This is a genomic window from Umezawaea sp. NPDC059074 (assembly GCF_042738955.1).
Lineage (GTDB): Bacteria > Actinomycetota > Actinomycetes > Mycobacteriales > Pseudonocardiaceae > Umezawaea.
The window spans coordinates 37,452-59,840 of sequence record NZ_JBHYHC010000009.1 but is presented as its reverse complement, the minus strand read 5'-3'; the positions used below and the strand labels follow the sequence as shown (position 1 = coordinate 59,840).

General features: G+C 72.0%; 21 protein-coding genes and 1 tRNA gene. 14 read left to right on the top strand and 8 right to left on the bottom strand.

The window, feature by feature from the left end; translation table 11 throughout:
- The first annotated feature begins 41 nt into the window (after nt 1-41).
- The 3 genes from ACFWW9_RS06810 to ACFWW9_RS06800 are packed head-to-tail and all read left to right on the top strand — an operon-like array spanning nt 42 to nt 3,021.
- Nucleotides 42-1,286, top strand: a complete 1,245-nt coding sequence (locus ACFWW9_RS06810) for a hypothetical protein (protein ID WP_390372453.1) — start codon at nt 42-44, stop codon at nt 1,284-1,286.
- A 5-nt stretch (nt 1,287-1,291) separates the two neighbouring features.
- Nucleotides 1,292-2,008, top strand: a complete 717-nt coding sequence (locus ACFWW9_RS06805; RefSeq protein ID WP_390372450.1) for a response regulator transcription factor — start codon at nt 1,292-1,294, stop codon at nt 2,006-2,008.
- Nucleotides 2,008-3,021 (top strand): sensor histidine kinase, encoded by a 1,014-nt coding sequence (locus tag ACFWW9_RS06800; RefSeq protein ID WP_390372447.1) that lies wholly within the window; start codon nt 2,008-2,010, stop codon nt 3,019-3,021. The genes ACFWW9_RS06805 and ACFWW9_RS06800 overlap by 1 nt, the downstream gene beginning before the upstream one ends.
- Here ACFWW9_RS06800 and ACFWW9_RS06795 read toward each other — a convergent pair.
- Nucleotides 3,008-3,910 (bottom strand): hypothetical protein, encoded by a 903-nt coding sequence (locus ACFWW9_RS06795; protein ID WP_390372445.1) that lies wholly within the window; start codon nt 3,908-3,910, stop codon nt 3,008-3,010. The genes ACFWW9_RS06800 and ACFWW9_RS06795 overlap by 14 nt on opposite strands.
- Before the next feature lie 51 nt (nt 3,911-3,961).
- Complete coding sequence (locus ACFWW9_RS06790; RefSeq protein ID WP_390372443.1) at nt 3,962-4,999, bottom strand: NAD-dependent epimerase/dehydratase family protein; 1,038 nt, start codon at nt 4,997-4,999, stop codon at nt 3,962-3,964.
- A gap of 95 nt (nt 5,000-5,094) precedes the next feature.
- Between ACFWW9_RS06790 and ACFWW9_RS06785 the strand changes: the two genes are divergently transcribed.
- From ACFWW9_RS06785 to ACFWW9_RS06775, 3 genes are all read left to right on the top strand, one after another.
- On the top strand, nt 5,095-5,595 hold the full coding sequence (locus ACFWW9_RS06785; RefSeq protein WP_106185590.1) for a molybdenum cofactor biosynthesis protein B: 501 nt from the start codon (nt 5,095-5,097) through the stop codon (nt 5,593-5,595).
- Complete coding sequence (locus tag ACFWW9_RS06780) at nt 5,592-5,771, top strand: hypothetical protein (RefSeq protein ID WP_390372439.1); 180 nt, start codon at nt 5,592-5,594, stop codon at nt 5,769-5,771. The genes ACFWW9_RS06785 and ACFWW9_RS06780 overlap by 4 nt, the downstream gene beginning before the upstream one ends.
- Before the next feature lie 166 nt (nt 5,772-5,937).
- Nucleotides 5,938-7,107, top strand: coding sequence for a serine hydrolase domain-containing protein (locus ACFWW9_RS06775; RefSeq protein ID WP_390372436.1), 1,170 nt, complete (start codon nt 5,938-5,940; stop codon nt 7,105-7,107).
- 487 nt (nt 7,108-7,594) lie between these two features.
- Here the strand turns inward: ACFWW9_RS06775 and mscL are convergent, their stop codons facing one another.
- The 4 genes from mscL to ACFWW9_RS06755 all read right to left on the bottom strand — a co-directional run bounded on the left by mscL (nt 7,595) and on the right by ACFWW9_RS06755 (nt 9,631).
- On the bottom strand, nt 7,595-7,993 hold the full coding sequence (gene mscL, locus ACFWW9_RS06770) for a large conductance mechanosensitive channel protein MscL (RefSeq protein WP_390372433.1): 399 nt from the start codon (nt 7,991-7,993) through the stop codon (nt 7,595-7,597).
- A gap of 36 nt (nt 7,994-8,029) precedes the next feature.
- Nucleotides 8,030-8,557 (bottom strand): SAF domain-containing protein, encoded by a 528-nt coding sequence (locus ACFWW9_RS06765; protein WP_390372431.1) that lies wholly within the window; start codon nt 8,555-8,557, stop codon nt 8,030-8,032.
- An 87-nt stretch (nt 8,558-8,644) separates the two neighbouring features.
- Nucleotides 8,645-8,947, bottom strand: coding sequence for an FmdB family zinc ribbon protein (locus ACFWW9_RS06760; protein WP_390372428.1), 303 nt, complete (start codon nt 8,945-8,947; stop codon nt 8,645-8,647).
- A gap of 99 nt (nt 8,948-9,046) precedes the next feature.
- Nucleotides 9,047-9,631 carry a 5-formyltetrahydrofolate cyclo-ligase gene (locus tag ACFWW9_RS06755; protein ID WP_390372425.1) on the bottom strand — a complete coding sequence of 195 codons (585 nt, stop codon included), beginning with the start codon at nt 9,629-9,631 and terminating at the stop codon, nt 9,047-9,049.
- Between the two features lie 37 nt (nt 9,632-9,668).
- Here ACFWW9_RS06755 and ACFWW9_RS06750 point away from each other — a divergent pair, with 37 nt between their 5' ends.
- The 7 genes from ACFWW9_RS06750 (at nt 9,669) to ACFWW9_RS06720 (ending at nt 18,955) form a co-directional block, all read left to right on the top strand.
- The gene (locus ACFWW9_RS06750; protein WP_390372422.1) at nt 9,669-10,562 is read left to right on the top strand and encodes a UTP--glucose-1-phosphate uridylyltransferase; all 894 of its coding nucleotides are present in this window, start codon (nt 9,669-9,671) and stop codon (nt 10,560-10,562) included.
- Between the two features lie 14 nt (nt 10,563-10,576).
- Nucleotides 10,577-11,800: a gephyrin-like molybdotransferase Glp gene (glp, locus tag ACFWW9_RS06745; RefSeq protein WP_390372419.1), complete on the top strand. Its 1,224-nt coding sequence runs from the start codon at nt 10,577-10,579 to the stop codon at nt 11,798-11,800.
- Nucleotides 11,797-12,459 carry a GNAT family N-acetyltransferase gene (locus ACFWW9_RS06740; RefSeq protein WP_390372416.1) on the top strand — a complete coding sequence of 221 codons (663 nt, stop codon included), beginning with the start codon at nt 11,797-11,799 and terminating at the stop codon, nt 12,457-12,459. The genes glp and ACFWW9_RS06740 overlap by 4 nt, the downstream gene beginning before the upstream one ends.
- A 162-nt stretch (nt 12,460-12,621) precedes the next feature.
- A complete protein-coding gene (glpR, locus tag ACFWW9_RS06735; RefSeq protein ID WP_390372413.1) occupies nt 12,622-13,404 on the top strand; it encodes a gephyrin-like molybdotransferase receptor GlpR in 783 nt (260 codons plus the stop codon).
- Between the two features lie 57 nt (nt 13,405-13,461).
- A tRNA-Ala gene (locus ACFWW9_RS06730) sits at nt 13,462-13,534 on the top strand.
- A gap of 395 nt (nt 13,535-13,929) precedes the next feature.
- Entirely contained in the window at nt 13,930-16,068 is a 2,139-nt protein-coding gene (locus ACFWW9_RS06725; RefSeq protein ID WP_390372410.1) for a protein kinase, read from the top strand.
- A 1,549-nt stretch (nt 16,069-17,617) separates the two neighbouring features.
- Entirely contained in the window at nt 17,618-18,955 is a 1,338-nt protein-coding gene (locus ACFWW9_RS06720; RefSeq protein ID WP_390372407.1) for a hypothetical protein, read from the top strand.
- Nucleotides 18,956-19,039: 84 nt separating this feature from the next.
- On the opposite strand, the gene ACFWW9_RS06715 is transcribed toward ACFWW9_RS06720, so the two are convergent.
- A complete protein-coding gene (locus ACFWW9_RS06715) occupies nt 19,040-20,611 on the bottom strand; it encodes a dolichyl-phosphate-mannose--protein mannosyltransferase (RefSeq protein ID WP_390372405.1) in 1,572 nt (523 codons plus the stop codon).
- Nucleotides 20,612-20,635: 24 nt separating this feature from the next.
- Here ACFWW9_RS06715 and rsmI point away from each other — a divergent pair, with 24 nt between their 5' ends.
- A complete protein-coding gene (rsmI, locus tag ACFWW9_RS06710; RefSeq protein WP_390372402.1) occupies nt 20,636-21,484 on the top strand; it encodes a 16S rRNA (cytidine(1402)-2'-O)-methyltransferase in 849 nt (282 codons plus the stop codon).
- Here rsmI and ACFWW9_RS06705 read toward each other — a convergent pair.
- The gene (locus ACFWW9_RS06705; RefSeq protein WP_390372399.1) at nt 21,471-22,361 is read right to left on the bottom strand and encodes a hypothetical protein; all 891 of its coding nucleotides are present in this window, start codon (nt 22,359-22,361) and stop codon (nt 21,471-21,473) included. The genes rsmI and ACFWW9_RS06705 overlap by 14 nt on opposite strands.
- Nucleotides 22,362-22,389 lie beyond the last annotated feature (28 nt).

Sequence of the window (22,389 nt, the reverse complement as noted above, 5' to 3'; positions counted from 1 at the left end):
TGAGCCGGTGACCTGCGCGGATCTCCTCTACGGTCTAGCCCGTGTCACGTGTCCGATGGGCGGTCCTGGGGGCCTCGGTACTGGTGGTCCTCGCGGTTGTCGTCGGGGCGCTGCTCGGCGGCTCCCGCACGTTCGCGGGCTTCCCGCCGCTGTTCGCCTACTGGCTGCCGCACGTCGGCATCGGCACCCCGTTCGCCGTGCTGGTCGCCGTGCTCGTCGTCGCCAGGGGCCCCGAACTGGCCGAGCGGCTGCCGTGGCGGAGGGCTCTGGGCGTCGGCTACCTGGCCGCGGTGGCGTGGACGGTCTCGCTCGCGCTGGTCGACGGCTGGGACCGCGGGTTTGCGGGCAGGCTGACCACGTCCGACGAGTACCTGCACGAGGTGCCGGGCGTGACCGACATCGGCGCGATGCTGCGCGGCTTCTCCGCGCGGATCCTCGACTACCAGCCGGACTCGTGGACCACCCACGTGTCCGGGCACCCGCCGGGCGCGCTGCTCGCGTTCGTCGGGCTCGACCGGATCGGGCTGTCCGGCGGCGCGTGGGCCGCGCTGCTGTGCGTGCTGGTCGGCGGCCTGACGGCGGTCGCGGTGCCGGTGGCGCTGCGGGCGTGGGGCAACGACGAGGCCGCGGCCCGCGCCGTGCTGCCGTTCGCCGCGCTGTTCCCCGGCGCGGTGTGGATCGGCGTGTCGGCCGACGGCCTGTTCGCCGGGGTCACGGCCTGCGGCATCGCGCTGCTGGCGCTGGGCAGGCCGCTGCTCGCGGGCCTGCTGCTCGGACTGGGCATCTTCCTCTCCTACGGCCTGGTGCTGATCGGCGTGATCGCGCTGGTCGTGGCGTGGCGGCAGTGGCGCGCGCTGGCGCTGGCCGCGGTGGCGGCGCTGGCCGTCGTGGGGGTGTTCGCGCTCGCCGGGTTCTGGTGGCTCGACGGCTACCACCTCGTGGTCGAGCGGTACTACCAGGGCATCGCGTCCTCGCGCGTCTACTACTACTGGGTGTGGGCCAACCTCGCGGCCGCGCTGCTGGCCGCGGGCCTCGCGCCGATCGCCGGGCTCGCCTCCGCGCGCCGGTCGCCCGCGCTGTGGCTCGCGGGCGCGGGCGTCGCCGCGATCCTGTTCGCCGACCTGTCGGGCCTGAGCAAAGCGGAAGTGGAGCGGATATGGCTACCGTTCACCGTGTGGCTGACCGCCGCGACCTCGTTCCTGCCCGCCGCCACGCGCAAACCGTGGCTGGCGGTCCAGGCGGGCACCGCGCTGGTGGTCAACCACCTCCTGCTGACGAACTGGTGAGGGCGATGACGAACGAAGGTGTGGCCGTCGGACGCGTGCTCGTCGTGGACGACGACATGACCGTCCGCGACGTGGTGCGCCGCTACCTGGAGCTGGGCGGCCACCAGGTCCAGCTCGCGGGCGACGGCGAGACGGCGCTCCGGCTGTTCGCCGAGAACCCGCCCGACCTGGTCGTGCTCGACCTGATGCTGCCCGGCATCGACGGCCTGGAGGTGTGCAGGCGGCTCCGGCAGCGCAGCGCCGTGCCGGTCGTCATGCTCACCGCGCTGGGCGAGGAGGAGGACCGGATCGCGGGCCTCCAGCTCGGCGCGGACGACTACGTGACCAAGCCGTTCAGCCCGCGCGAACTCGCCCTGCGCGTCACGTCCGTGCTGCGGCGGGCCCGCGCCGTGCAGGCACCGCCGCCCGTCCGGACCCTGGTCGACGGCGGTCTCGGCGTGGACCTCGGCGCGCGCACGGCGCGGTTGAACGGCGTCGAGCTGTCGTTGACCACCAGGGAGTTCGACCTGCTGACGTTCCTCATGTCCAATCCCGGCAGGGCCTTCGGTCGAGCGGAACTGCTGGAACGCGTGTGGGGCTGGGAGTTCGGCGACCAGTCCACCGTGACCGTCCACGTGCGACGGTTGCGCGAGAAGATCGAGACCGACTCCGCGCGCCCGACGCGCATCGCCACCGTGTGGGGCGTCGGCTACCGCTACGACCCGACTCCGGCAGGCCGCTGATGCTCGTCGAGATCTCGCACATCGCCCCGTTCGCGATCCTCTTCTCCCTGCCGCTGGCCCTGCTCGGCGCGTGGCTGCTGACGCGCAAGCTCGTCCACGGCTCCCTCACCACGGCCCTGTCCGTGCTGGCGATCGTGCCGGTCCTCGCCACCATCGGCGGTGTCTTGGCGGTCAGCCAGTTCATGTTCACCCCGATCATCACGACCACACTGCTGATCTGCACGCTCGTGGCGTTGGTGACGGTTCCGACCGCGATCATGCTGGGCCGCAACATCGCCCGCCGCAGCGTCTGGGAACACGAGGCCAGAGCCCGCGAACGCGCCGCCGAAGCCTCCCGCCGCGAGCTGGTCGCCTGGATCAGCCACGACCTCCGCACCCCGCTGGCGGGCATCCGCGCCATGGCCGAGGCACTGGCCGACGGCGTGGTCGCCCAACCACGTGAGGTCTCGGACTACGCGGGCCGCATCAGCACCGAGGCGGACAAGCTCTCCGCCATGGTCGACGACCTGTTCGAACTGTCCCGCATCACCGCCGGCGCCCTCAGGTTGACTCTGTCCGACGTTCCCTTGGCCGACATCGTCAGCGAGGTGGTCGCGGCCGAAGGCCCGATCGCCCAACGCAAGGGCGTCCACCTCACCGCCAGCGCCGCAACGTGGCCAGTGGTCCTCGGCAGCGATCCGGAATTGGCACGCGTGGTCCGCAACCTCCTGTCCAACGCCATCCGCCACACCCCACCGGACGGCACGGTAGCCATCCACGTGGACGTCGACGGCCAGGAAGCCCGCCTCCAGGTGGACGACGCCTGCGGCGGCATCCCGGAACCAGACCTGCACCGCGTGTTCGAGGTGGCGTTCCGCGGCACCCCAAGCCGCCAACCAGTAGGCGGCGGCCTGGGCCTGGCGATCGCCCGAGGCCTCGTGGAGGCCCACAAGGGCACCATCGACGCCCAGAACCACGGCCCCGGCTGCCGCTTCGAAGTCCGCCTGCCCTTGGCGGCGGCTATGGCGGGGTGAGTTCCTCCGGGAGCGGGAAGGCGTAGAAGCGGAGGGCTACCTCGCGGGTGCCGGGGGCGCCGCGGCTGTGCAGGAGGCAGTAGCGCATTGCCAGGTCGTGGTACTCGGCGTCTAGAGCTGCCAGTTCCGCCTCTGTCAGGTGGGCTCCGGCGCGTTCGCCCTTGCCCCACGGGCCGAAGTCGTCGCGGTTCTGGGCTGCCCACGTGAGCAGGCGGATCTCGTGGGCGAACTTCGCGTCCAGGAACGCGGCGATCGTGGGGCGGTCGGTGTCCGGCACGTCGGCCAACGTCGGCAGGCGGAGGTCTTGTCTTGCCGGGTGCCAGTGGCCGTCGCGGGATTGGCGGACGTAGCCGGAGCGGGCCAGTTCGTGGAGGTCGGGGGTCACGTCGTCGCGGTTCAGCGCGGTGGCGAGGGCGTTGGCGGTGGTGGGGGCCAGTGCGCCGAGCGTGGTCAGCAGGTGGCGGGTGTCGGGGTTCGTGTGGAGCGCCACGTCGTGGGCCGACAGGGTGCGGCGGGGCATGCCGTCGGCGAGGATCAGCCTGGCGCGCAGGACCAGCAGGACGGCCGCGGGGAGTTCGACCAGCAGTGCCAGTGCGACGCTGGTCCAGCGGTCCGGGTCGGACCAGTCGAGGACCACGTCGAACCAGGCGTCGCAGCACAGCAGCGCGGCCGTGGCGGAGAGCAGCGGGACCGCCGCGCGGCTGCGGCGCAGGCCGAGCCACGTGGCCGTGCCGAAGCAGCCGATCAGGGCCACGTCGAACCCCACCCACGCCAGGCGCCACTGGGTGGTGCCGTAGTCGTCGGGCAGGGTGTTCGCCAGGTACACCGTCCACGGCACCAGCACCACCGCGGCGGCGGCGATGAACACGAGCAGCGCGCGTCTGATCACCTTCGCACCGTAGGGCGAAGCGCGCGGCGGGGCATCAGGGTTCGTCCCCGGTCAGCGCAAGGGGTCGGTGGCGAACGCCTTCACGCCGGTAGCGAAGCTGGTGAGCGCGGTGAAGCCGAGGAGGCGGGTGGCTTCGGCGGGGTCGGCGACGACGTGGCGGACGTCGGCCGAGCGGGCCCCGCCGACGACGCGCGGTGTCGGGCCGTCGCAGGCCAGGGCCAGTTCGACGGCCAGGTCGCCGACGGTGCGGGGTTCGCCGGAGCAGATGTTCAGCGGCGTGAGGGTGTCCGTCTCGGCGTGCAGGGCGAGGACGTTGGCCCGTGCCACGTCGGTGACGTGGACGAAGTCGCGGCGCTGACGACCGTCTTCGAGGACCGTGGGGGCCTGGCCGTTCTCCAGCGAGGAGCGGAACAGCGAGGCGACGCCCGCGTACGGGGTGTCGCGCGGCATCCGCGGGCCGTAGACGTTGTGGTAGCGCAACGCCCACACGGAGCCGCCGGTCTGGCGGGCCCACGCGGCGGCGTAGTGCTCCTGCGCCAGCTTGCTGGCGGCGTAGGTGCTGCGCGGGTCGAGCGGCGCGGTCTCGGGCACGAGCAGCGGCTCCAGGGCGGCGCCGCAGTAGGGGCACGGCGGTTCGTAGTCGCCGTTGTCGATCGACTCCTGCTTGCGCGGGGCGGCGCGGACGACGTCGTGCGTCGGACAGCGGTACCGGCCCTCGCCGTAGACGACCATCGACGACGCGAGCACGAGCTTGCGGACACCCGCCTCGTGCATGGCGGCCAGCAGGACGGCGGTGCCGTAGTCGTTGTTGAACGCGTAGAGCGGCGCGTCCGACGGGTCGAGGCCGTGGCCGACGACGGCCGCCTGGTGGCACACCGCGTCCACGCCGCGCAGCAGCCCCGCCACGACGGTCGGATCGCTCACGTCGCCGACGACGACCTCGTACCGCTCGGCCCACGGCGGCACCGGACCGCTGTGGGCCTGCGGCAGCAGGGCGTCGAGCAGCACCGGCTCGTCACCCCCGGCGGCCAACGCGTCGGCGACGTGGGACCCGATGAAACCGGCTCCGCCGGTGAGGAGAACTCGCACGTGGTCGACGTTAGGGGCCAGCGGTCCGCGACACCCGCCCCGAGAGCGACACGTCATGGAACCGTCAGATCCGTCCATTGGCTACGGTTGTCCGCATGGAACGCAGCGCGCAGCGCCTCGGCCGCGCCCTCGTCGTGATCGTGGACGACCGGGTGGCGCACGGTGAGCACGACAACAGCACGGGACCACTGGTCACCGAACTGCTCGAAGAGGCAGGTTTCATCGTCGACGCGACAGTCGCGGTCGAGGGCGAGGTGGTCGACATCCGCGCCGCGCTCAACACCGCGGTCATCGGTGGCGTCGACCTCGTGGTCACGGTCGGGGGGACGGGCGTCTCCCCGCGTGACGTCACCCCCGACGCCACGCAGGGCGTGCTCGACCGCCCGATCCCCGGCATCGCCGAGGCCCTGCGCGGCTCCGGCCTCGCCGCGGGCGCCGTGGACGCGGGCATCTCCCGCGGCCTCGTCGGCGTGTCCGGCAGCACCCTGGTCGTGAACCTCGCCGGTTCGCGCGCCGCGGTCCGCGACGGCATGGCCACCCTCTCGACCCTCGTGCCCTACGTGATCGAACAGCTCTCGGGCCTCGACGAGGCATGACCGACCAGCAGGAGGACGACGCCGTCGCCGCGGAAGCGGCGCGGCGACGTCGCCTCGCCGAGGTGTTCGGCGAGGTCCTCCCGGACACGACCTCGGACGAGCGGGACCCCGACCAGGGCGACGCCGACCGCGAGTCGTGGTACCGCGAGAACCGGCCGCCGCACCACGGCGGTTAACCCCTTTCCGCGCCGCCGCAGGCTTTCGTGCTCGTTACCAGCCTGCGCGGCGCGGGTCAATGGCCCGTGCTCGACCATGGTTCGGCCAGTGAGGGGGATCGTTCGGGGAACTCCGATTCCCAAGACTGGTGGAGGTCCGAACACCTCTCCCAGCCTGGAGTTCTCCATGATCGAGTCCCACCGCCGGTCCCGTTCCGCCCGCCGCCGCGGCCTGTCGATCGCCACGGCGGTCGTGGTGAGCGGAGCCGTCATGGCGGCGGCGGTCCTGCCGTCCTCGGCGGCCCCCGCGGCGCAGCGCGACGTCGTGCAGCAGAGCCTGACCGCGCTGGTGCGCACCGACGGCTTCCCCGCCGCGCTGGCCTCCGTTCGGGGTCGGGACGGGCGGGTCCGCGACTACACCGCGGGCGTCGGCGACCTGGCGACGAAGTCGCCGGTGCCGGTCAACGGCCAGGTCCGCATCGCCAGCAACACCAAGACGTTCGTCGCCACCGTGGTCCTGCAACTCGTGGCGGAGGGGAAGGTCCGGCTCGACGAGCCGGTCGAGACCTACCTGCCGAACGTCGTGCGGGGCGAGGGGATCGACGGGCGGGTCATCACCGTGCGGCAGCTGCTCCAGCACACCAGCGGGTTGGCCGACTACGACGAGATCGTGGCCGACGGCTACGACAAGGTCCAGCACCGCTACTTCGAGCCGCGCGAGATCGCCGACATCGGCCTCGCGAAGCCCGCCCAGTTCGCCCCTGGCACCGGGTGGGCGTACAGCAACACGAACTACGTCCTCGCGGGCCTGGTCGTGCAGAAGGTGACCGGTCGCCCGATCGGCGAGGAGATCACCCGCCGCGTGATCGACCGCGTCGGCCTGCGCCACACGTACTGGCCGGGCCAGGGCGACCAGTCCATCCGCGAACCCCACCCGCACGGCTACTTCGCCGCGGGCCCCGGCCAACCGCTCGCCGACGTCACCGAGATGGACCCGTCCCTCGGTTGGGCCGCGGGCCAGCTGATCTCCACGCCCCGCGACCTCAACACCTTCTTCCTCGCCTTGGTGGACGGCCGCCTGCTCGCCCCGGCGCAGCTCGACGAGATGCGCACGATGGTCGCGGCCCCCGGCTCCAGCGTGCGCGGCGACGAGAAGTACGGCCTCGGCCTGGCCACCTTCACGTTGAGCTGCGGCGGAGTCGCGTGGACCCACGGCGGCGACGCCCCCGGCTACGAGACCCGCAACGCCGTGACCCCGGACGGCCGCGCCGCCACCATCGCCGTCACCGCCCTGCCCACCACGGTGGACGCCGCGAGGCACGTCGAGGAAGCCGTCGACGCCGCCCTGTGCAAGTAACCCGAACCCCGGAGCCCCGGTCGCGCAGCCGCGTGGCCGGGGCTCTGGTGTGAGCGGCCGGGAACGGAAAGGGAGAAGGCGGGGAATGGTGGAGGGAAAGCGCTGAGATGCGACAGCGCTGTTGCCACTGGTCGGGGTGAGACGAGGAAACAGGCACTGGGAAGTGGGCAGAGAAAGGACAGGGGAGTGCCGAAGGGAAAGCGTCAAGGCACGGGCTTGACGGCGCTGGAGTCGCCGGTCCGAGAGGAGCCGCTGAGAAAGGGCCGACCGGGAGATGGCGCGGCGACGAGGAAGGCGGGTGTGGGCGCGGTGGGAAGGACGCGGAGGCTGCGGTGATGTGGGGGTGGTGAAGGGGGAGTGGGCGCGGCGATGGGAGTGGTGTGCGGGGGAAGAGGAGCTGCGGGAGTAGCGGGGAAGGTTGTTGTGCGGGCTGGATTGGTGGCGGCTGGGCCGTCGCCGGTCCGAGGGTGGACCGGCGACGGGTGGGTCAGCGCTGGCGCTGTTGGGCCGCGAGCAGGTCGCGGATCTCCTTCAGGAGTTCGGTGTCGGTCGGTTCCGACGGGCCGGCTTCCTTGCCGCGCTCGCGGCGCTCCTTGATCTTGTTCATCGGCAGCACGAGGATGAAGTAGACGACCGCCGCGACGATCGCGAAGTTGATGATCGCGGTGATGATCGCGCCGAAGTCGATCAGGGTCTTCTCGTTCGACTCGATCAGCTTGTACGCGAAGCCGTCGACGTTGCCGCCGCCGATGGCCGCGATGATCGGGTTGATGAAGTTGGACGTGAACGCCGTGACGATGGCGGTGAAGGCGGCGCCGATGACCACGGCCACGGCCAGGTCGATGACGTTGCCGCGCATCAGGAAGTCCTTGAAGCCCTTGAGCACAGCCAGCTCCTCAAATGATGGGGGGACGAGCAGGGGTTAGCGGAGGGTAACCGCAAGTGGCTGTTCCAGTGACACCGCCGCTATTCGTGTCGCATTCTTCCTGCTCAACCCGAGCACCACGAGTCGGTCGGGTTTCGCGTCCCTCACGGCCAGCACCGTCGCCCCGTCCGCCAGCACTTCGGCGTCCGCGCCGACCACGTCGACGCGGCTGCCCGGTCTCAGCAGTTCGGCCACTCCGGCGTCCGCCAAGCGCACGGCGACCGACGTCCTGTCCGGGTCGGCGGTGGTCAACCGGACGTCGGTGATGGGCTCACCTGACCTGGCGGCGCCGGTCAGCGCTTGGCCGACCGCGGTGTCGAGGGACTCCAGCACCCCGGTCGGTCTCTCCGTCAACGGCGTGAGCCGGAGGTCGGCCGACGTCAGCGCGACGCCGGGCGGGAGGTCGCGCGCGGCGACGACCGCGACGGCCGGAGCCGGGGCGGGCCACAGCGCGCAGGCGACGGCCAGCAGGGCGAAGAGGCAGGCCAGGGCCTTGCGCGGCCGGGGTGGGAGGTGGAGGGGCACAACTCGACGTTAGGGCTCGGGAGGTGGCCCGGAAAGCGCAAACCCCCGAGCTGTGGACAACTCGGGGGCCTGTGGACAACTCAGGTTCTAGGAGGCGGCCTTCGCGGGCGTGCTGGCCGGAGTGCTGGTCGACGACTTGGAGTCGCCGCTCTTGCTGTCGCCGCTCGCGGCGGGAGCGGCGGCGGGCGTGGCCGGAGCCGTCGCGCTGCTGCTGGACCGGCTGTCCGTGCGGTAGAAGCCGCTGCCCTTGAACACGACGCCCACGTTGCCGAACAGCTTCCGCAGCCTGCCGTGGCACTGCGGGCACTCGGTGAGCGCGGAGTCGGTGAACGACTGCACCGCGTCGAAGCGGTGATCGCACTCGGTGCAGGCGTACTGGTAGGTCGGCACTTGCCCTCCACGAGCTGTTAGTTGGCACTCGGGCATGACGAGTGCCAATACTTCATCATGCGCCGGCAGGACCTGGCACGCAAACAAGTCGGGCCAAGGTCACACCCTGCTCAAGCCCGCGGGCGTGAACACCGCCGTCATCCGCACGTCGTGCGGCTCGACCGGCAGGTCCTCGACGAACTCGACCTCCCGGACCACGCCGACCAGCGGCGCGTCCGCGAGAGGAAGGGACCGGTCGTAGTGGCCGCCGCCCTTGCCGATCCGCGTCCCCCGCCGGTCCACGGCCAACGCCGGGACCAGCACCAACGCCGCCGAACCGATCGCCGACGGCCCCAGCCGCGCGCCGATGGGCTCGCGCAGACCGTGCGGACCCGGTCGCAGAGCGTGGTCACCCGTGTACTCAGCCCAATCGAGTGGCGCCGCGCCGACCACCACGGGCAGCAGCACCCGGTACCCCGCCCTGCGGAGGGTGTCCAGCAGCGCGACCGAACCCGGCTCCGACGCCGTCGCGAGGTAGGCGCACACGGTCCCACCAGCGGCGACGTCGAACTCGGCGACCACGTCGAGCACCCCGGCGGCCAGCGCTTCGGCGTCGTGCCCCCGCTCGGCCAACGGCACCGCTCTGCGCGCCGCCGTCAGGCGTTCGCGCTCGGCGTTCTTCCGTTCGAGTTGATCGGACGTCATGGGAGGTAACCCTAGGTGCGGCACTACGCTCGCCACCATGAGCTCGACTCGCGCCTTCCGCACCGCAATCGTGCCCGCAGCCGGTCTCGGGACCCGCTTCCTGCCGACGACGAAGGCGGTGCCCAAGGAGCTGCTGCCCGTCGTGGACACCCCCGGCATCGAGTACGTCGCCGCCGAGGCCGCCGAGGCGGGCGCCACGAAGCTGGTCATCGTGACGTCCCCCGGCAAGGACGCCGTCGCCGAGTACTTCCGCCCCCAGCCCGAGCTGGAGGCCACCCTCGAGAGCCGCGGCAAGCACGAGCTGGCCGCCAAGGTCCGCCGTGCCGAGCAGCTGTTCGAGACGGTCGAGACCGCGATCCAGGAGCAGGCGCTGGGTCTCGGCCACGCCGTCGGCTGCGCCGAGGGCAACCTGACCGGCGAGGACGAGGCCGTCGCCGTCCTGCTGCCCGACGACCTCGTGCTGCCCAACGGCGCTCTGACCGAGATGGCCGCGGTCCGCGAGCGCCACGGCGGCACGGTGCTCTGCGCGTTCGACATCCCGCGCGAGCAGATCTCCGCCTACGGCGTCTTCGACGTCCGCGACACCGACCAGGACGACGTGAAGCAGGTCGTCGGCATGGTCGAGAAGCCGAAGGCCGAGGACGCCCCCTCGACGTTCGCCGCGGCCGGTCGCTACTTGCTCGATCGGGCGATCTTCGACGCGTTGAAGCGCATCACGCCGGGCGCCGGCGGCGAGCTCCAGCTCACGGATGCCATTGCCCTGCTCATCTCCGAGGGCCACCCGGTCCACATCGTCGTCCACCGCGGCGAGCGACACGACTTGGGCAATCCGGGGGGATTCCTCCGAGCTGCGGTTGACTTCGCGCTGAAGCACCCCGACTACGGGCCCGAGCTCGGGGAGTGGTTGCGGGGTCGCCTCGACAACTCTTGAGCGGGGTTTCAACGATGAGGTCAGTGGATGAGCAGCTCGCGCGGGTGATCGCCGCCGCCGTGCGGCCCGCCCCGGTGCGGGTCGCGATCTCCGAGTCGCAGGGCTTGCTCTGCGCCGAGGAGGTCGTCGCGGAACGCGCGTTGCCCGGTTTCGACCAGGCCGCCGTCGACGGCTACGCGGTGCGCAGCGTGGACGTGCAGGGCGCGGGCGAGCAGCCGGTGCAGCTGCCGGTGGTCGGCGAGATCCCGGCGGGGTCGCGGCAGCCGAGACGGTTGCAGCCCGGCCAGGCGGTCCGGGTCGCGACCGGCGCGCCGCTGCCCACGCTGGCCGACGCCGTCGTCCCGCTCGGCTACACCGACGGCCACCAGGCCAAGGTGACCGTGCAGCGCCCGGTGCCGTCCGCCGCGTTCGTCCGCCGGACCGGCGAGGACGTGCAGACCGGCGACATCGCGGTCCGCCGCGGCGCGTCCATCGGCTCGGCCCAGGTCGGCCTGCTGGCCGCCGTGGGGCGCAACAAGGTGCTCGTCCACCCCCGGCCGCGGGTGTCGGTGGTGTCGGTCGGCGAGGAGCTGGTCGACGTCGACCGCACGCCCGGCCAGGGCCAGGTCTACGACGTGAACTCCTACGCGCTGGCCGCCGCCGCCCGTGACGCGGGCGCGGAGGTCAGCCGGGTCGGCATCCAGTCCGCCGACCCGCGACGGCTGCGCGAGGTCGTCGAAGGACGGCTGCTGCTGTCCGAGATCGTGGTGGTGGCGGGTGGCGTCGGCGGGGTCGTGGGCGACGAGGTGCGGGCCGCACTGGCCGACCTCGGCGACCTGGACGTCACCCGCGTCGCCATGCACCCCGGCTCCGCGCAGGGGTTCGGGCGGCTCGGGCCGGACGCCGTGCCCACGTTCCTGCTGCCCGCGAACCCGATGAGCGCGCTGGTCGTGTTCGAGGTGCTGGTCCGGCCGCTGATCCGCGCCGCGCTCGGCAAGCGCAACCCGTACCGCCGAGCGGTCGCCGCCCGGCTGCTGTCGCCGCTGACGTCCACCAAGGGCCGTCGCGGTTTCCTGCGCGGGCAGCTGCTGCGCGACGCCGAGAACGGCGAGTACCTGGTGCAGCCGCTCGGCACGTCCGGCTCGCACCTGCTCGCGTCACTGGCCGAGGCGAACTGCCTGATCATGCTGGACGAGGACGTCACGGACGTCGCCGTCGGCGAGGAAGTGCTGGTCAGCTTCCTCGCGCAGAGAGGATGAGCGCGTCGTTCCACCTGGAGTCCAGCAGGCACCCCGGCTGGCCGACGAGGCTCGGCCCGCTCCGGGTGCCCGCGGGCGTCGTCGCGCTGCGGCCGCCCAAGCTGTTCGACGGCAGCGCTTGGAGCCGCACCCGGCTGCGCGACCGGGCGTACCTGGAGAACTGGGAGCCCACGGCCCCCGACGGCTGGACCGAGCGCAACTCCGTGCTGTCGTGGCCGACCCAGTGGTCGTCGCTGCGGGCGCTGGCCCGGCGCGGTGAGGCCCTGCCGTTCGTGATCACCGTCGACGGTGAGCTCGCCGGGCAGATCACCGTCGGCAACATCGTCCGCGGCTCGCTGCGCTCGGCGTGGGTGGGCTACTGGGTCGCGGCCGACCGCGCGCGGGGCGGTGTCGCCACAGCGGCCCTTGCGCTCGTCGTCGACCACTGCTTCGGCGACGCCGGACTGCACCGCCTGGAAGCCACCGTGCGCCCCGAGAACGCCGCCAGCCTGCGGGTCCTCTCGAAGGCCGGGTTCCGCGAGGAGGGCCTCTTCCAGCGCTACCTCGACGTCGCCCACGCCTGGCGCGACCACTACTGCTACGCGATGACGAGCGAAGAGGCGTCCCCGGAAGGCCTAGTGCGCCGATTGGTCGCGCGGGGCAACGCCCAAATCCCCTGAGCACAGCGTCCAACTGCCGTAAAGGGCTCACCCGAAAGTGGGTGATAAAGCACACCTTCGTACGTACGGCACCCGGCGAGCCTCCGACACAGGTGTGACTGTTGTGACTAGCGTGGCGAACGCACGACGCGTTCCGCTTGCTGGCAGGGGGAGGTGACGGGGATGCCCAGTTCGTTGATCATCGTCGGGCTCGTAGTTGCCTGGCTGGTCGTCCTCGTCCCGATGGTCGCCCGCAAGCGCACGGAAGTTGCTCGCACCGCGGACTCGGACGCCCGGAACGTGCGAGCGGGGAGCACGCGCGGCAGCATGGAAGAGGAGCACCCCATGCCTGACGCCGACGACGAACTCATCGACGAGTTCGAGGCCGAATTCGACGACGACTACGACGAGTACCTCGACGACGACATCGTGCACCGCCCGTACCGACCGGGCCGGGGCGGCTTCGACGCCGAGACCGCCCGCATCGTGGCCCAGGCCCGCTACGCGTTCCGCCGCAGGGTCGTCGCGTTCATGCTGATCACCTCGCTGGTGACCGGCCTGCTCGCGGGCATCCTGTACCCGATGGTCTGGTGGGGGCACGCCGCCGTCGACCTCGCGCTCGTCGGCTACCTCGTCTACCTCCGCCGCCAGGTGCGGATCGAGGAGGACATCCGCGCCCGCCGCCAGTCCCGCCTCGCCCACGCCCGCCGCCGCTCCGCCCCGGCGCCGGCTCAAGCCCCGGCCCCGGCCCCGGCCTCTCGGCCGGAGCAGACGCGCGCGCCCGTCGTGGAAGAGGCCGAGCCGGAAGTCGAGGAGCCGCAGGAGTCCGGACTCGCCCCGCGGCCGGTGTTCCGGCACCGCACCCGTCCGGGCACGATCGTGGTCGAGGCCGACGACGAAGATCCGGTGTTCGTCGAGCTAGACGGCCCGCAGTACCAGCCGTACCGACGCGCCGCGGGCGAATAGGAGGGGGTGGCAAAACCACCCCCGCGCTACTGATATGCTTCTCTCGCACGACAACGAGGGGCTGTAGCGCAGTTGGTAGCGCGTCTCGTTCGCATCGAGAAGGTCCGGGGTTCGATTCCCCGCAGCTCCACGCAAGTCAAAGGCCCGGACACTCCATTGTGTCCGGGCCTTTGACGTTGAGCGGTGCCGAAGTCGATCGCTGGTGGCGGTCGCGCGGCTTCTCGGCGGGTGGTTGTGCGTTCGGGGTGGGCTTCGTCATTTCCGGTGTCGGCGGTTCGGGGAATCGCGCTTTCCGCGGAGATCGCGGTTCCGGGGGAAAGAGCCGTTGGTTCCGGGGGCTCGGGCGGGAATGCGGGGGAGTGGGACGTCCGTGCAGGTTGCACGGGTGTGGGGATTGTCGCGCCGGTAAACGTGGTGGTCGTGGTGGGTGGGACCGGTGTGCGGAGTGGTCGTGTCCGGTCTGATCAGGGGTGCGGCGTCCATTGAGGACCTGTCCGGTACCGGATTTGCCGTTACGACCCGCCGGTGAATTTCCTACCGACCGGCCACTGGCGCACCCCCGCCCGCATAGGGTGGGGGCTGTCGAGAGGGGTGGTGGAAGTCGTGGGGCTGGCCGAGTCCTTGCTCGCATGGCTGCACGGCTGGGCACTGCCGCTCTGCCCTGGCGACTGGGCGTGGACCGTGACGGCGTTGGGCGCTGCCGCGGGGCTGTTGCCGACGATCGCCGCGCTGCTCGCCATCACCGTTCGCCGGGTCGTGGGGAATTCCTACGGGCCGGTCGCGGGCGCGATCTTCGCGGCGCTCGGGGTCAGCAGCACGCTGGTGCTGCCGTGGCTGCTGTTCTCCGGAGCGGACGAGGCGCTGCGCCGCCGGACGCTCGCGGGCACGGAGTCGTTGGACGAGACGCCCTGCGGGGCGTTCACCCAGTTCGACTACCTGGTCGGCGCGCGGTCGATCGGCCGGATCGTCAGCGACCCCGGCGGCACGCAGGTCGTGTTCCTGGTCGCGGGGGGCATCACGGCGGTGCTCGCGCTGCTGTGCCTGCTGTTCGTGATGATGCAGGCCGGGTCCGCGTTCCGCCTCGGCCCGAACTGGCCGCGCCGGGTCTTCTGGCCCCCGTTCCTGGTGCTGTTGGTCGCCACGTCGTTGCTGCCCGTGACGCTGGTCGGCCACCTCCTCCTCGGATTCTTCCCGATTGCGCTGATTGGCTCATTCGTCGTGCGCATCTTCGGGTTGACTACGGCCATGCTGAACCGCCCCGGACGTGATCGCGGCAACGAGACACCGCAGGCCGCGGCCAACCGCGTGCCTCCGCCGCCCCACCAGGGCGGGCAGAACGGGCCGCAGAAGCCGCCGCCGTACCAGCCCGCCCAGATCCCGCCGTACCGCCCGGCGGGCTCACCACCGCCGTACCAGCCGCACCAGTCGCCCGCGCCGCTCTCGCAGCCCGTGCAGCAGCCGCCCGCGCAGAAGCCGCCGCCCCGCCAGTACCCGCCCACGCGGGTGGCCGAGGTGCCGCGCAAGGACCCCGCGCCCACGCGCGTCGAGCAGCCGCCCGCCCAGCAGCCCCCGCGCCCGACCAGGGTCGAGACGCCCCAGGGCCCGCCGCCGACGCGCGTCGACACGCCCCAGGGTCCACCCCCGAACCGCGTCGAGCCGCCCACGCGCGTGGAGCACCCGCAGTCCCAGCCCCAGCCGTTGTCGAAGCTCGCCGACACCCCCGGCCCACTGCCGTTCGGGCCCGGCGCGGCGGCAGCCGCTGCTGCCTCCGCCCCCATGGCCACCGGCGAGGACAAGGTGTGGAACCCGGCCAGCGGCCGCTTCCGCCGCGTGCGCCAGCTCGGCCGCGGCGGCTTCGGCACCGTGTGGCTGGCCGTCGACACCCAGCTCGACCGCACTGTGGCGGTCAAGCTGGCCCACGCCCCGGACTCGGACACCGAGCAGCGCATGCTGCGCGAGGCCCGCGCGCTGGCGGCGGTCCGCCACCCGAACTGCGTGCGCGTGTTCGACATCGTGCAGGACCCGGACGGCCTCGCCATCGTCATGGAGTACATCGACGGCGACCCGCTGTCCGACGTGGTGCTCAAGAGCGGCCTGCTCGCCGACACCCTCGCCGCCCGCCTGTGGGTCAACATGGCCGACGCCTTGGCCGCCGCCCACGACCGAGGCGTCCTGCACCGCGACGTGAAGCCGTCCAACGTCATCGTCGACACCGAGGGAACCGCCCACCTCATCGACTTCGGCATCGCCCGCTCCAAGGGCGACAGCACCCTCACCGCGGCCGGGATGATGGTCGGCACCCCCGACTTCCTGGCCCCGGAAACCGCGCGCGGCGACGCCGCCAGCCCCGCCTCCGACGCCTGGCAGCTCGCCGCGACGGTCAGCTACGCCCTCACCGGCCACCCGCCGCGCGGAACCAGGGACAACCCGATCTCCTCCCTCATGGCGGCCGCCCAGGGCGAGCCGAACGTGAAGCTGCCGGTCCGCAGCGTCCACCACCGCCTACTGGTGTCGGCACTCGACGCGGACCCGAAGCGCAGGCCGTCCCTGGCCGCGATCCGGGGCGAGCTGAGCGGCTGGCTGTCCAACGCCGGGGTCAGCAAGGAAGGCCCGGTCACCAGGATGATCTCCAAGCCCGACCCGCCCACTCGGCCGGTTCGCTGAGGATCGCCTGACCCCATCCCTGTTCGACGAGGCAGGGATGGGCGAGACAGGGGCAGGGCTGGGTTACCTCCAATCGGTGAGGGCTGAAGCCGCGGACGGCATGGCCGGGATTCCTGGCTCGCGGCGGCAGTCGGATGCCGCCACAGAGGGCTGTCGGCTGTCGCCGAGCAGCGGAGAACCGCTATCGGCTTAGCGACCCGCGACCGGACGGCCGCCATGGCGGAGCGGCGGACCGCTGGGTGGCGATTGCCGGTGCCCGCGGCGAAGCGAATGGCTGGTGGCCAATCGCTCTGCGGTGGACGGCAACCGGTCGACAGCAGGGCTGCTGGGGCACGGCGGCTGGCTGGGTAGCTGGTGGTAGTAGGGGAAATGGCGGTTGGCGGCTCCTGATGCGGCTGCGGCTGGGTGGGGACCGTCGCTGGGTGAGGTAAGTCCGCGACCGGGGCGGTGGCTGATGGCAACGGGGAGGGGCGGTTGGCAGCTCCTGACGGGGCTGTGGCTGGGTGGCGGGCAGGTGGGTCCGCGACCGGGCGGTGGCTGATGGCAATGGGGGAAGGGGCGGTTGGCGGCTCCTGACGCGACTGCTGCTGGTGGGGATCATCGCTCGGCAGGCGGGTCCGCGCCTTGGGGCGGCGGCTGGATGGCTGGTGGCAATGGGGGAAGGGCGGTCGCTGGCTTCTGATGAGGCTGTGGGTGGGGGCGTCGCTGGGCGGGTGGGTCCGCGACCGAGGCGGTGGCTGTGGCAGTGGGAAAGGGCAGTCGCTAGCTCCTGACGGCGCTGTGGCTGGGTGGGGGTCATCGCTGCGCAGGTGGTGCCCGCCTGGAGCGGTGCCTGGCTGGGGCGACAGGGAAGGGCGGTTGCTGGCTTCTGACGGGGCTGTGGGTGGGTGGGGGCCGCTGGGCGGGCGGGCCTGCGGCCGGGGTGGCTGGTGGCAGTAGAGGAAGGCGGTTGCTGGCCCCTGGCGCGGCTGAGGCCGGGTGGGGATCGTCGCTGGGCGGGCGGGTCTGGCCAGCCGGGGCGACTGGCTGGGTGGCTGGTGGCAGTAGGAGAAGGGCGGCCTGCGGCCCCTGATGCGGCTGCTGCTGGATGGGGATCGTCGGCGGGTCGGCGGCCGGGGGCGGCCAGTTGGTGGTTGGTGACGTGGAGAGGGCGGTTGGCGGCTCCTGACGCAGCGATCGGTTGCTGGGCGACGGCTGAAGGTTGGTTGGCCGCGGTGGAGCGGGCGGTTGGCTGGAGGACCTGCGGTGGGGCCTGTGGATGGCTGGCTGGCTGTGGACGTGAAGCGGCTGGTGGTCCGCGCGGTTCCGGAAGGTGACTACCTGCGATGTGCGCTGGCGGGAGCCGGAGGTGGGCGTGGCAGCGCGGGGTGAGTCGAGGTGGGTGGCCGTGAGGTGGGCGAACGCCGAGTGGGAGGGGTGGGGGTGAGGTGGGCGTAACGAACGTTTGATCCTTGCCGACCAAAGCGGTGATCGGGGAACCGTGCGGTGAACGGGGTGAGTGGTGTCGGGTGGGGAGAGGGTTGCCGAGGAGAGTTGGCATGCTGCTCGGTTGATTCCCACCTCGGGCATCAACGGGGCCGATGAGCAGGAGCGGCGGGCCACCTCGGCGCTTCTCGCGGTGATGTCGGCCGTGCGGGAGTTCGGGCGGGCGTTGACGCAGCCGCTTGGCGCGCCCGCGGCTGCTGTGCGGACGTTCATCGAGGTGCCGTTCGAGGTGGACGGGCGGAAGGTCATCCCGGACGGGCTGATCCGGGTGGTGCGCGGGCAGCGGACGTGGACCGCGCTGGTCGAGGTGAAGACCGGCACCAACGAGCTGCGGGCCGAGCAGCTCGAGAACTACCTGGACGTGGCCAAGGAGTTCGGCTTCGACGCGTTGATCACCATCTCCAACGAGATCCCGGCCATGCCGGGGCAGCACCCGACCGTCGTCGACCGGCGCAAGCTCCGCAAGGTCGCCCTGCACCACTGGTCGTGGACCGAGGTGCTCGGCGAGGCCGTGATGCAGAAGGAGCACCGGGGAGTGGCCGACCCCGACCAGGCGTGGATCCTGGGCGAGCTGATCCGCTACCTGGAGCACCCGCGGTCGGGCGCCATGGAGTTCGACGACATGGGGGCCTCCTGGGTCCCGCTGCGCGAGGCCGTCGCCGCGGGCACGGTGCGGCCCGCCGACAAGGCGGCGTCGGAGGTCGCCCTGCGGTTCGACGCGCTGCTCCGGTTCGCCTGCCTGCAACTGGGGCGGCGGTTGGGCACCGAGGTCACGCCCGCGTTGTCGCGCAAGGAACTGGCGGACCCGCAGGGCCGCGTCACGAAGCAGGTGGCTCAGCTGGTCGCCGAGGGGAAGCTGACGGGCGGCGTCCAGATCCCCGGCACCGTCGGCACGCTGCACGTCGTCGCCGATCTGCGGGCGGGCCGCGTCCTGTGCCACGTCGACCTCGACGCCCCTAAGGAGGGCCGCCCCACCACCCGGATCAACTGGCTGATCCGGCAGCTCAAGGACGCCCCCGGCTCGCTGCGGCTGGAGGCCTTCGCGCTGCACGGGCGCGGGGCGGGCGCCTCCGAGCTGCTCGCGTTCGTGCGCGACAACCCCGGTGTGCTGCTCGTCGACCCGCAGAAGGAGATCCGGGGCTTCCGGATCGAGCAGTCCGCGCCCATGGGCGCGAAGCGCGGCACCGGGCGGAACTCCTTCATCGACTCCGTGCTGGGGTCCGTGACGGGGTTCTACGAGGAGGTCGTGCAGACGCTGAAGCCCTGGGCGGCCACGCCACCGCGCATCCGCCCCGAAGAGGACTTCGCGCCACCGGAGGACGTGCCCGTCGCGCTCGTCTCGACCGCCCCGTCCTCGCAGGACGGACCGGAGACCACGCGGTTGAGCGGCAGTTTGCTGTAGGAGTCGCACGGGATCGAGTAGACAGGCGACCCCCGACAAAAACCGGGGGTCGGCCCGTCACCCGATCGGGTAGAGCTGGGAAACCTAGCTCCACGAGGGCAGCCAGCGCTGCATCTCCCACATCTCCGGCGTGATCGGGTTCCCGTTCAGGATCGGCCACAGCCACACGAAGTTCGCCACCACCAGGCCCACGTACAGCGCCACGGCCAGCAGCCCCGTGCCGCGCCGCTCCTTGCCCGCCACCACCGGCCCGAGCACGTGCCCGAGCGCCAGCGTGATCAGCAGGACCAGGAACGGGGCCATCGGCGTGACGTAGAAGAAGTACATCTGCCGGTCCAGGTTCAGGAACCACGGCAGCAGCCCGGCCATGTACGCCACGAGGACGCCCGCGTACCGCCAGTCGAGCCGCGCGATCGAGCGCCACAGGCCCCACGCGATGGCCGGGAACGCCAGCCACCACATCGCGGGCGTGCCGATCAGCATGATCGCGCCGACGCAGCTGGCCTGCCCGCAGCCCTGCACCGCGCCCTCGTAGTAGTAGAGCATCGGCCGCAGGCCCATCGGCCACGTCCACGGCTTGGACTCCCACGGGTGCCGGTTCGTCGCCGACGTCACCAGCTTGCTGTGGAAGTCCAGCACGTTGCCGCTGTAGTACCAGAGCGCCCGCAGGGCTTCCGGCACGAACGAGTCCTTGCCGATCTTCACGCCCGCCACGTGCCGGTCGATGCCGGTCTCGCTGGCGAACCACGCCCACCAGGTGCCCAGGTAGACCAGGATCGGGATGACCAGCAGCGCCGCCAGCGACGGCAGCAGGTCCTTCGCGAACGAGCCGAGCCACGGGTTGCGCACGCCCGCCGTGCGCCGCGCCAGCGCGCTCCACAGCACGGACAGGACGCCGAACGCCGCCACGTACCAGAGCCCGGACCACTTCACGCCGCACGCGAGGCCGACGCACACACCCGCGCCGAAGCGCCACCAGCGGAACCCGAGCCACGGCCCGTACGGCGACTTGTCGATCCAGCCTTCCTTCACGGCCACGGCCAGCCGGGCCCGCATCTGGTCGCGGTCCACGACCAGGCAGCCGAACGCCGCCACCACGAACACGGCCAGGAAGATGTCCAGCATCCCCATCCGCGACTGGACGTGCGAGACGCCGTCGCAGATCAGCAGGATGCCCGCGATCGCGCCGAGCAGGTCGGACCCCGTGATGCGCCGCGCGATCCGGACGATCAGCAGGATGCTCACCGTGCCCGCGACCGCCGAGGCGAACCGCCAGCCCAGGCCGTCGTAGCCGAACATCCACTCGCCGAGCCCGATGAGCTGCTTGCCCAGCGGCGGGTGCACCACCAGCTCGTAGCCGGGGTTGTCCTCGTAACCGCCGTTGCGCACCACCTGCGCCGCCTGCGGCACGTAGTGCTTCTCGTCGAAGATCGGCGTGCCCTTGTCGGTCGGGAACCCGAGGTTCCAGAACCGCACCAGCCCGCCGACGAACGCCAGTGTCAGCGTCATCAGCCAGCCGCGCAGCCGGTTCGACGGCACCCGCGGGGTCAGGGCCGCGACCCGTTCCTCGCGGTCGGCGCCTTCCGGGCGCGACGGGGGCGGGACTTCGCCGACGTCGACCACGTCGTCTGGTGACTGCGGCACGAGGAGGCTCACGGGTGCGATCGTAGGGTGAAGGCTGTGAGTCCCGTATCTGGATCAGGCCGTTTGGTTCTGGCAGCCACGCCGTTGGGCGATGTCCGCGACGCGTCCCCCCGGCTCGTGGAGGCGTTGGAGACCGCCGACGTCGTGGCCGCCGAGGACACCCGGAGGCTGCACTGGCTGGCGTCCGCGCTGGACGTGAAGCCCACCGGCCGGGTCGTGAGCTTCTACGACCAGGTGGAGGTCAGCAGGCTTCCCGGCCTGGTGGAGGCGATGCACGCGGGCTCGACGGTGCTGCTGGTGACCGACGCGGGCATGCCGAGCGTGTCCGATCCGGGCTACCGGCTGGTGGCCGCGTGCGTGGCCGAGGGCCTGCCCGTGACGTGCCTGCCGGGGCCGTCCGCGGTCACGACGGCGCTCGCCGTGTCGGGATTGCCGTGCGACCGGTTCGCGTTCGACGGGTTCCCGCCGCGCAAGCAGGGCGAGCGGCGGAAGTGGTTCGCGGCGCTCAAGACCGAGTCGCGGACGGTCGTGTTCTTCGAGTCGCCGCACCGGATCGCCGACACGCTCGCCGACGCCGCGTTCGTGCTGGGCGCGGACCGGGCGGCCGCGGTGTGCCGCGAGCTGACCAAGACCTACGAGGAGGTCAAGCGCGGCGGGCTCGGGGAGCTTGCCGAGTGGGCGGTCGACGGCGTGCGCGGCGAGATCACCGTCGTGCTGTCCGGCGCGGAGCCCTCGGAGGCGCCGACGGACCTGGCGTCGCTCGTCGTGGAGGTGCGGCAGCGGGTCGCCGACGGCGAGCGGATGAAGGCCGCCGCGGCCGAGGTGGCCGAGGCGGCGGGCGTGAGCAAGAAGGCGCTGTACGACGCGGCCGTCAAAGCCCCTTGACCAGTTCGGCGGTGATCTGGGTGATCCGCGCCTTCGCGGCCTTCTCGCTGGTGGACGCGGGTTGGGCGGTCAGGACGACCACGACGTAGCGCTGGTCGTCGCCGAGCAGGCCCGAGGTGTGCAGCGTCCGGTGGCCGCGGCAGCACGACCAGCCCTGCTTGACCGCCCACGGCCGGTCGCCCGCCGCCACGGGGAGGCCGAAGCGCTGGTCGAAGCCGTCCGCGCCGAAGTCGGTCATCCCGTCCAGCGCCTTGACGACCAGTTGGCCGTCGGGGTCCTCGAAGAGGTACTGGTAGACGCGCGCCACGTCGGAGGCGGTGGTCAGCGTGTCGCCCCACCGGTTGTCGTCGGCGGGCGGCTCGGTGCCGGACAGGCCGATCCTCTTCGCCCACGCGACCACGATCCGCCCACCGCCTCGGGCGGCCCACAACCGGCTGGCCTCGTCGTCGTCGCTGGTCGCGAGCATCCGCGCCACCGAGGCCGGGTCGCCCGCGCCGCTGGAGAGCGCGTCCAGGGCGATGAGGACCTTCACCAGCGAGGCGCTGTCGAACTGCTGGTCCGGGTAGAACGACGAGAGCGGCTTGCCGGTCTGCCGGTCGACCACGAGCGCGCCGACGTCGATGCCCGCGGCCAGCTTCTCCAGGGGCGGCGACTGCTCGGCTTCGGCGGTCGCGACCGGTTCCTCCGCCGTCGTCTCGGGAGGAGGCGGGGGAGGGACGGTCGTGGTCGTCGTGGGCGGCGGGCTCGAGGAGGTCGTCGTGGTGACGACCGCCGCCTCGTCCCGCGTCCGCTCCGCGCCGACGAGCGCGCTCGTCACCGTCATAGCCGCGACGGCCCCGAACACCACCGCCCCGAGCCACCACCGTCTCGCACCCATGTCCCGGTCGAGGGGTGGACCGGCCTGG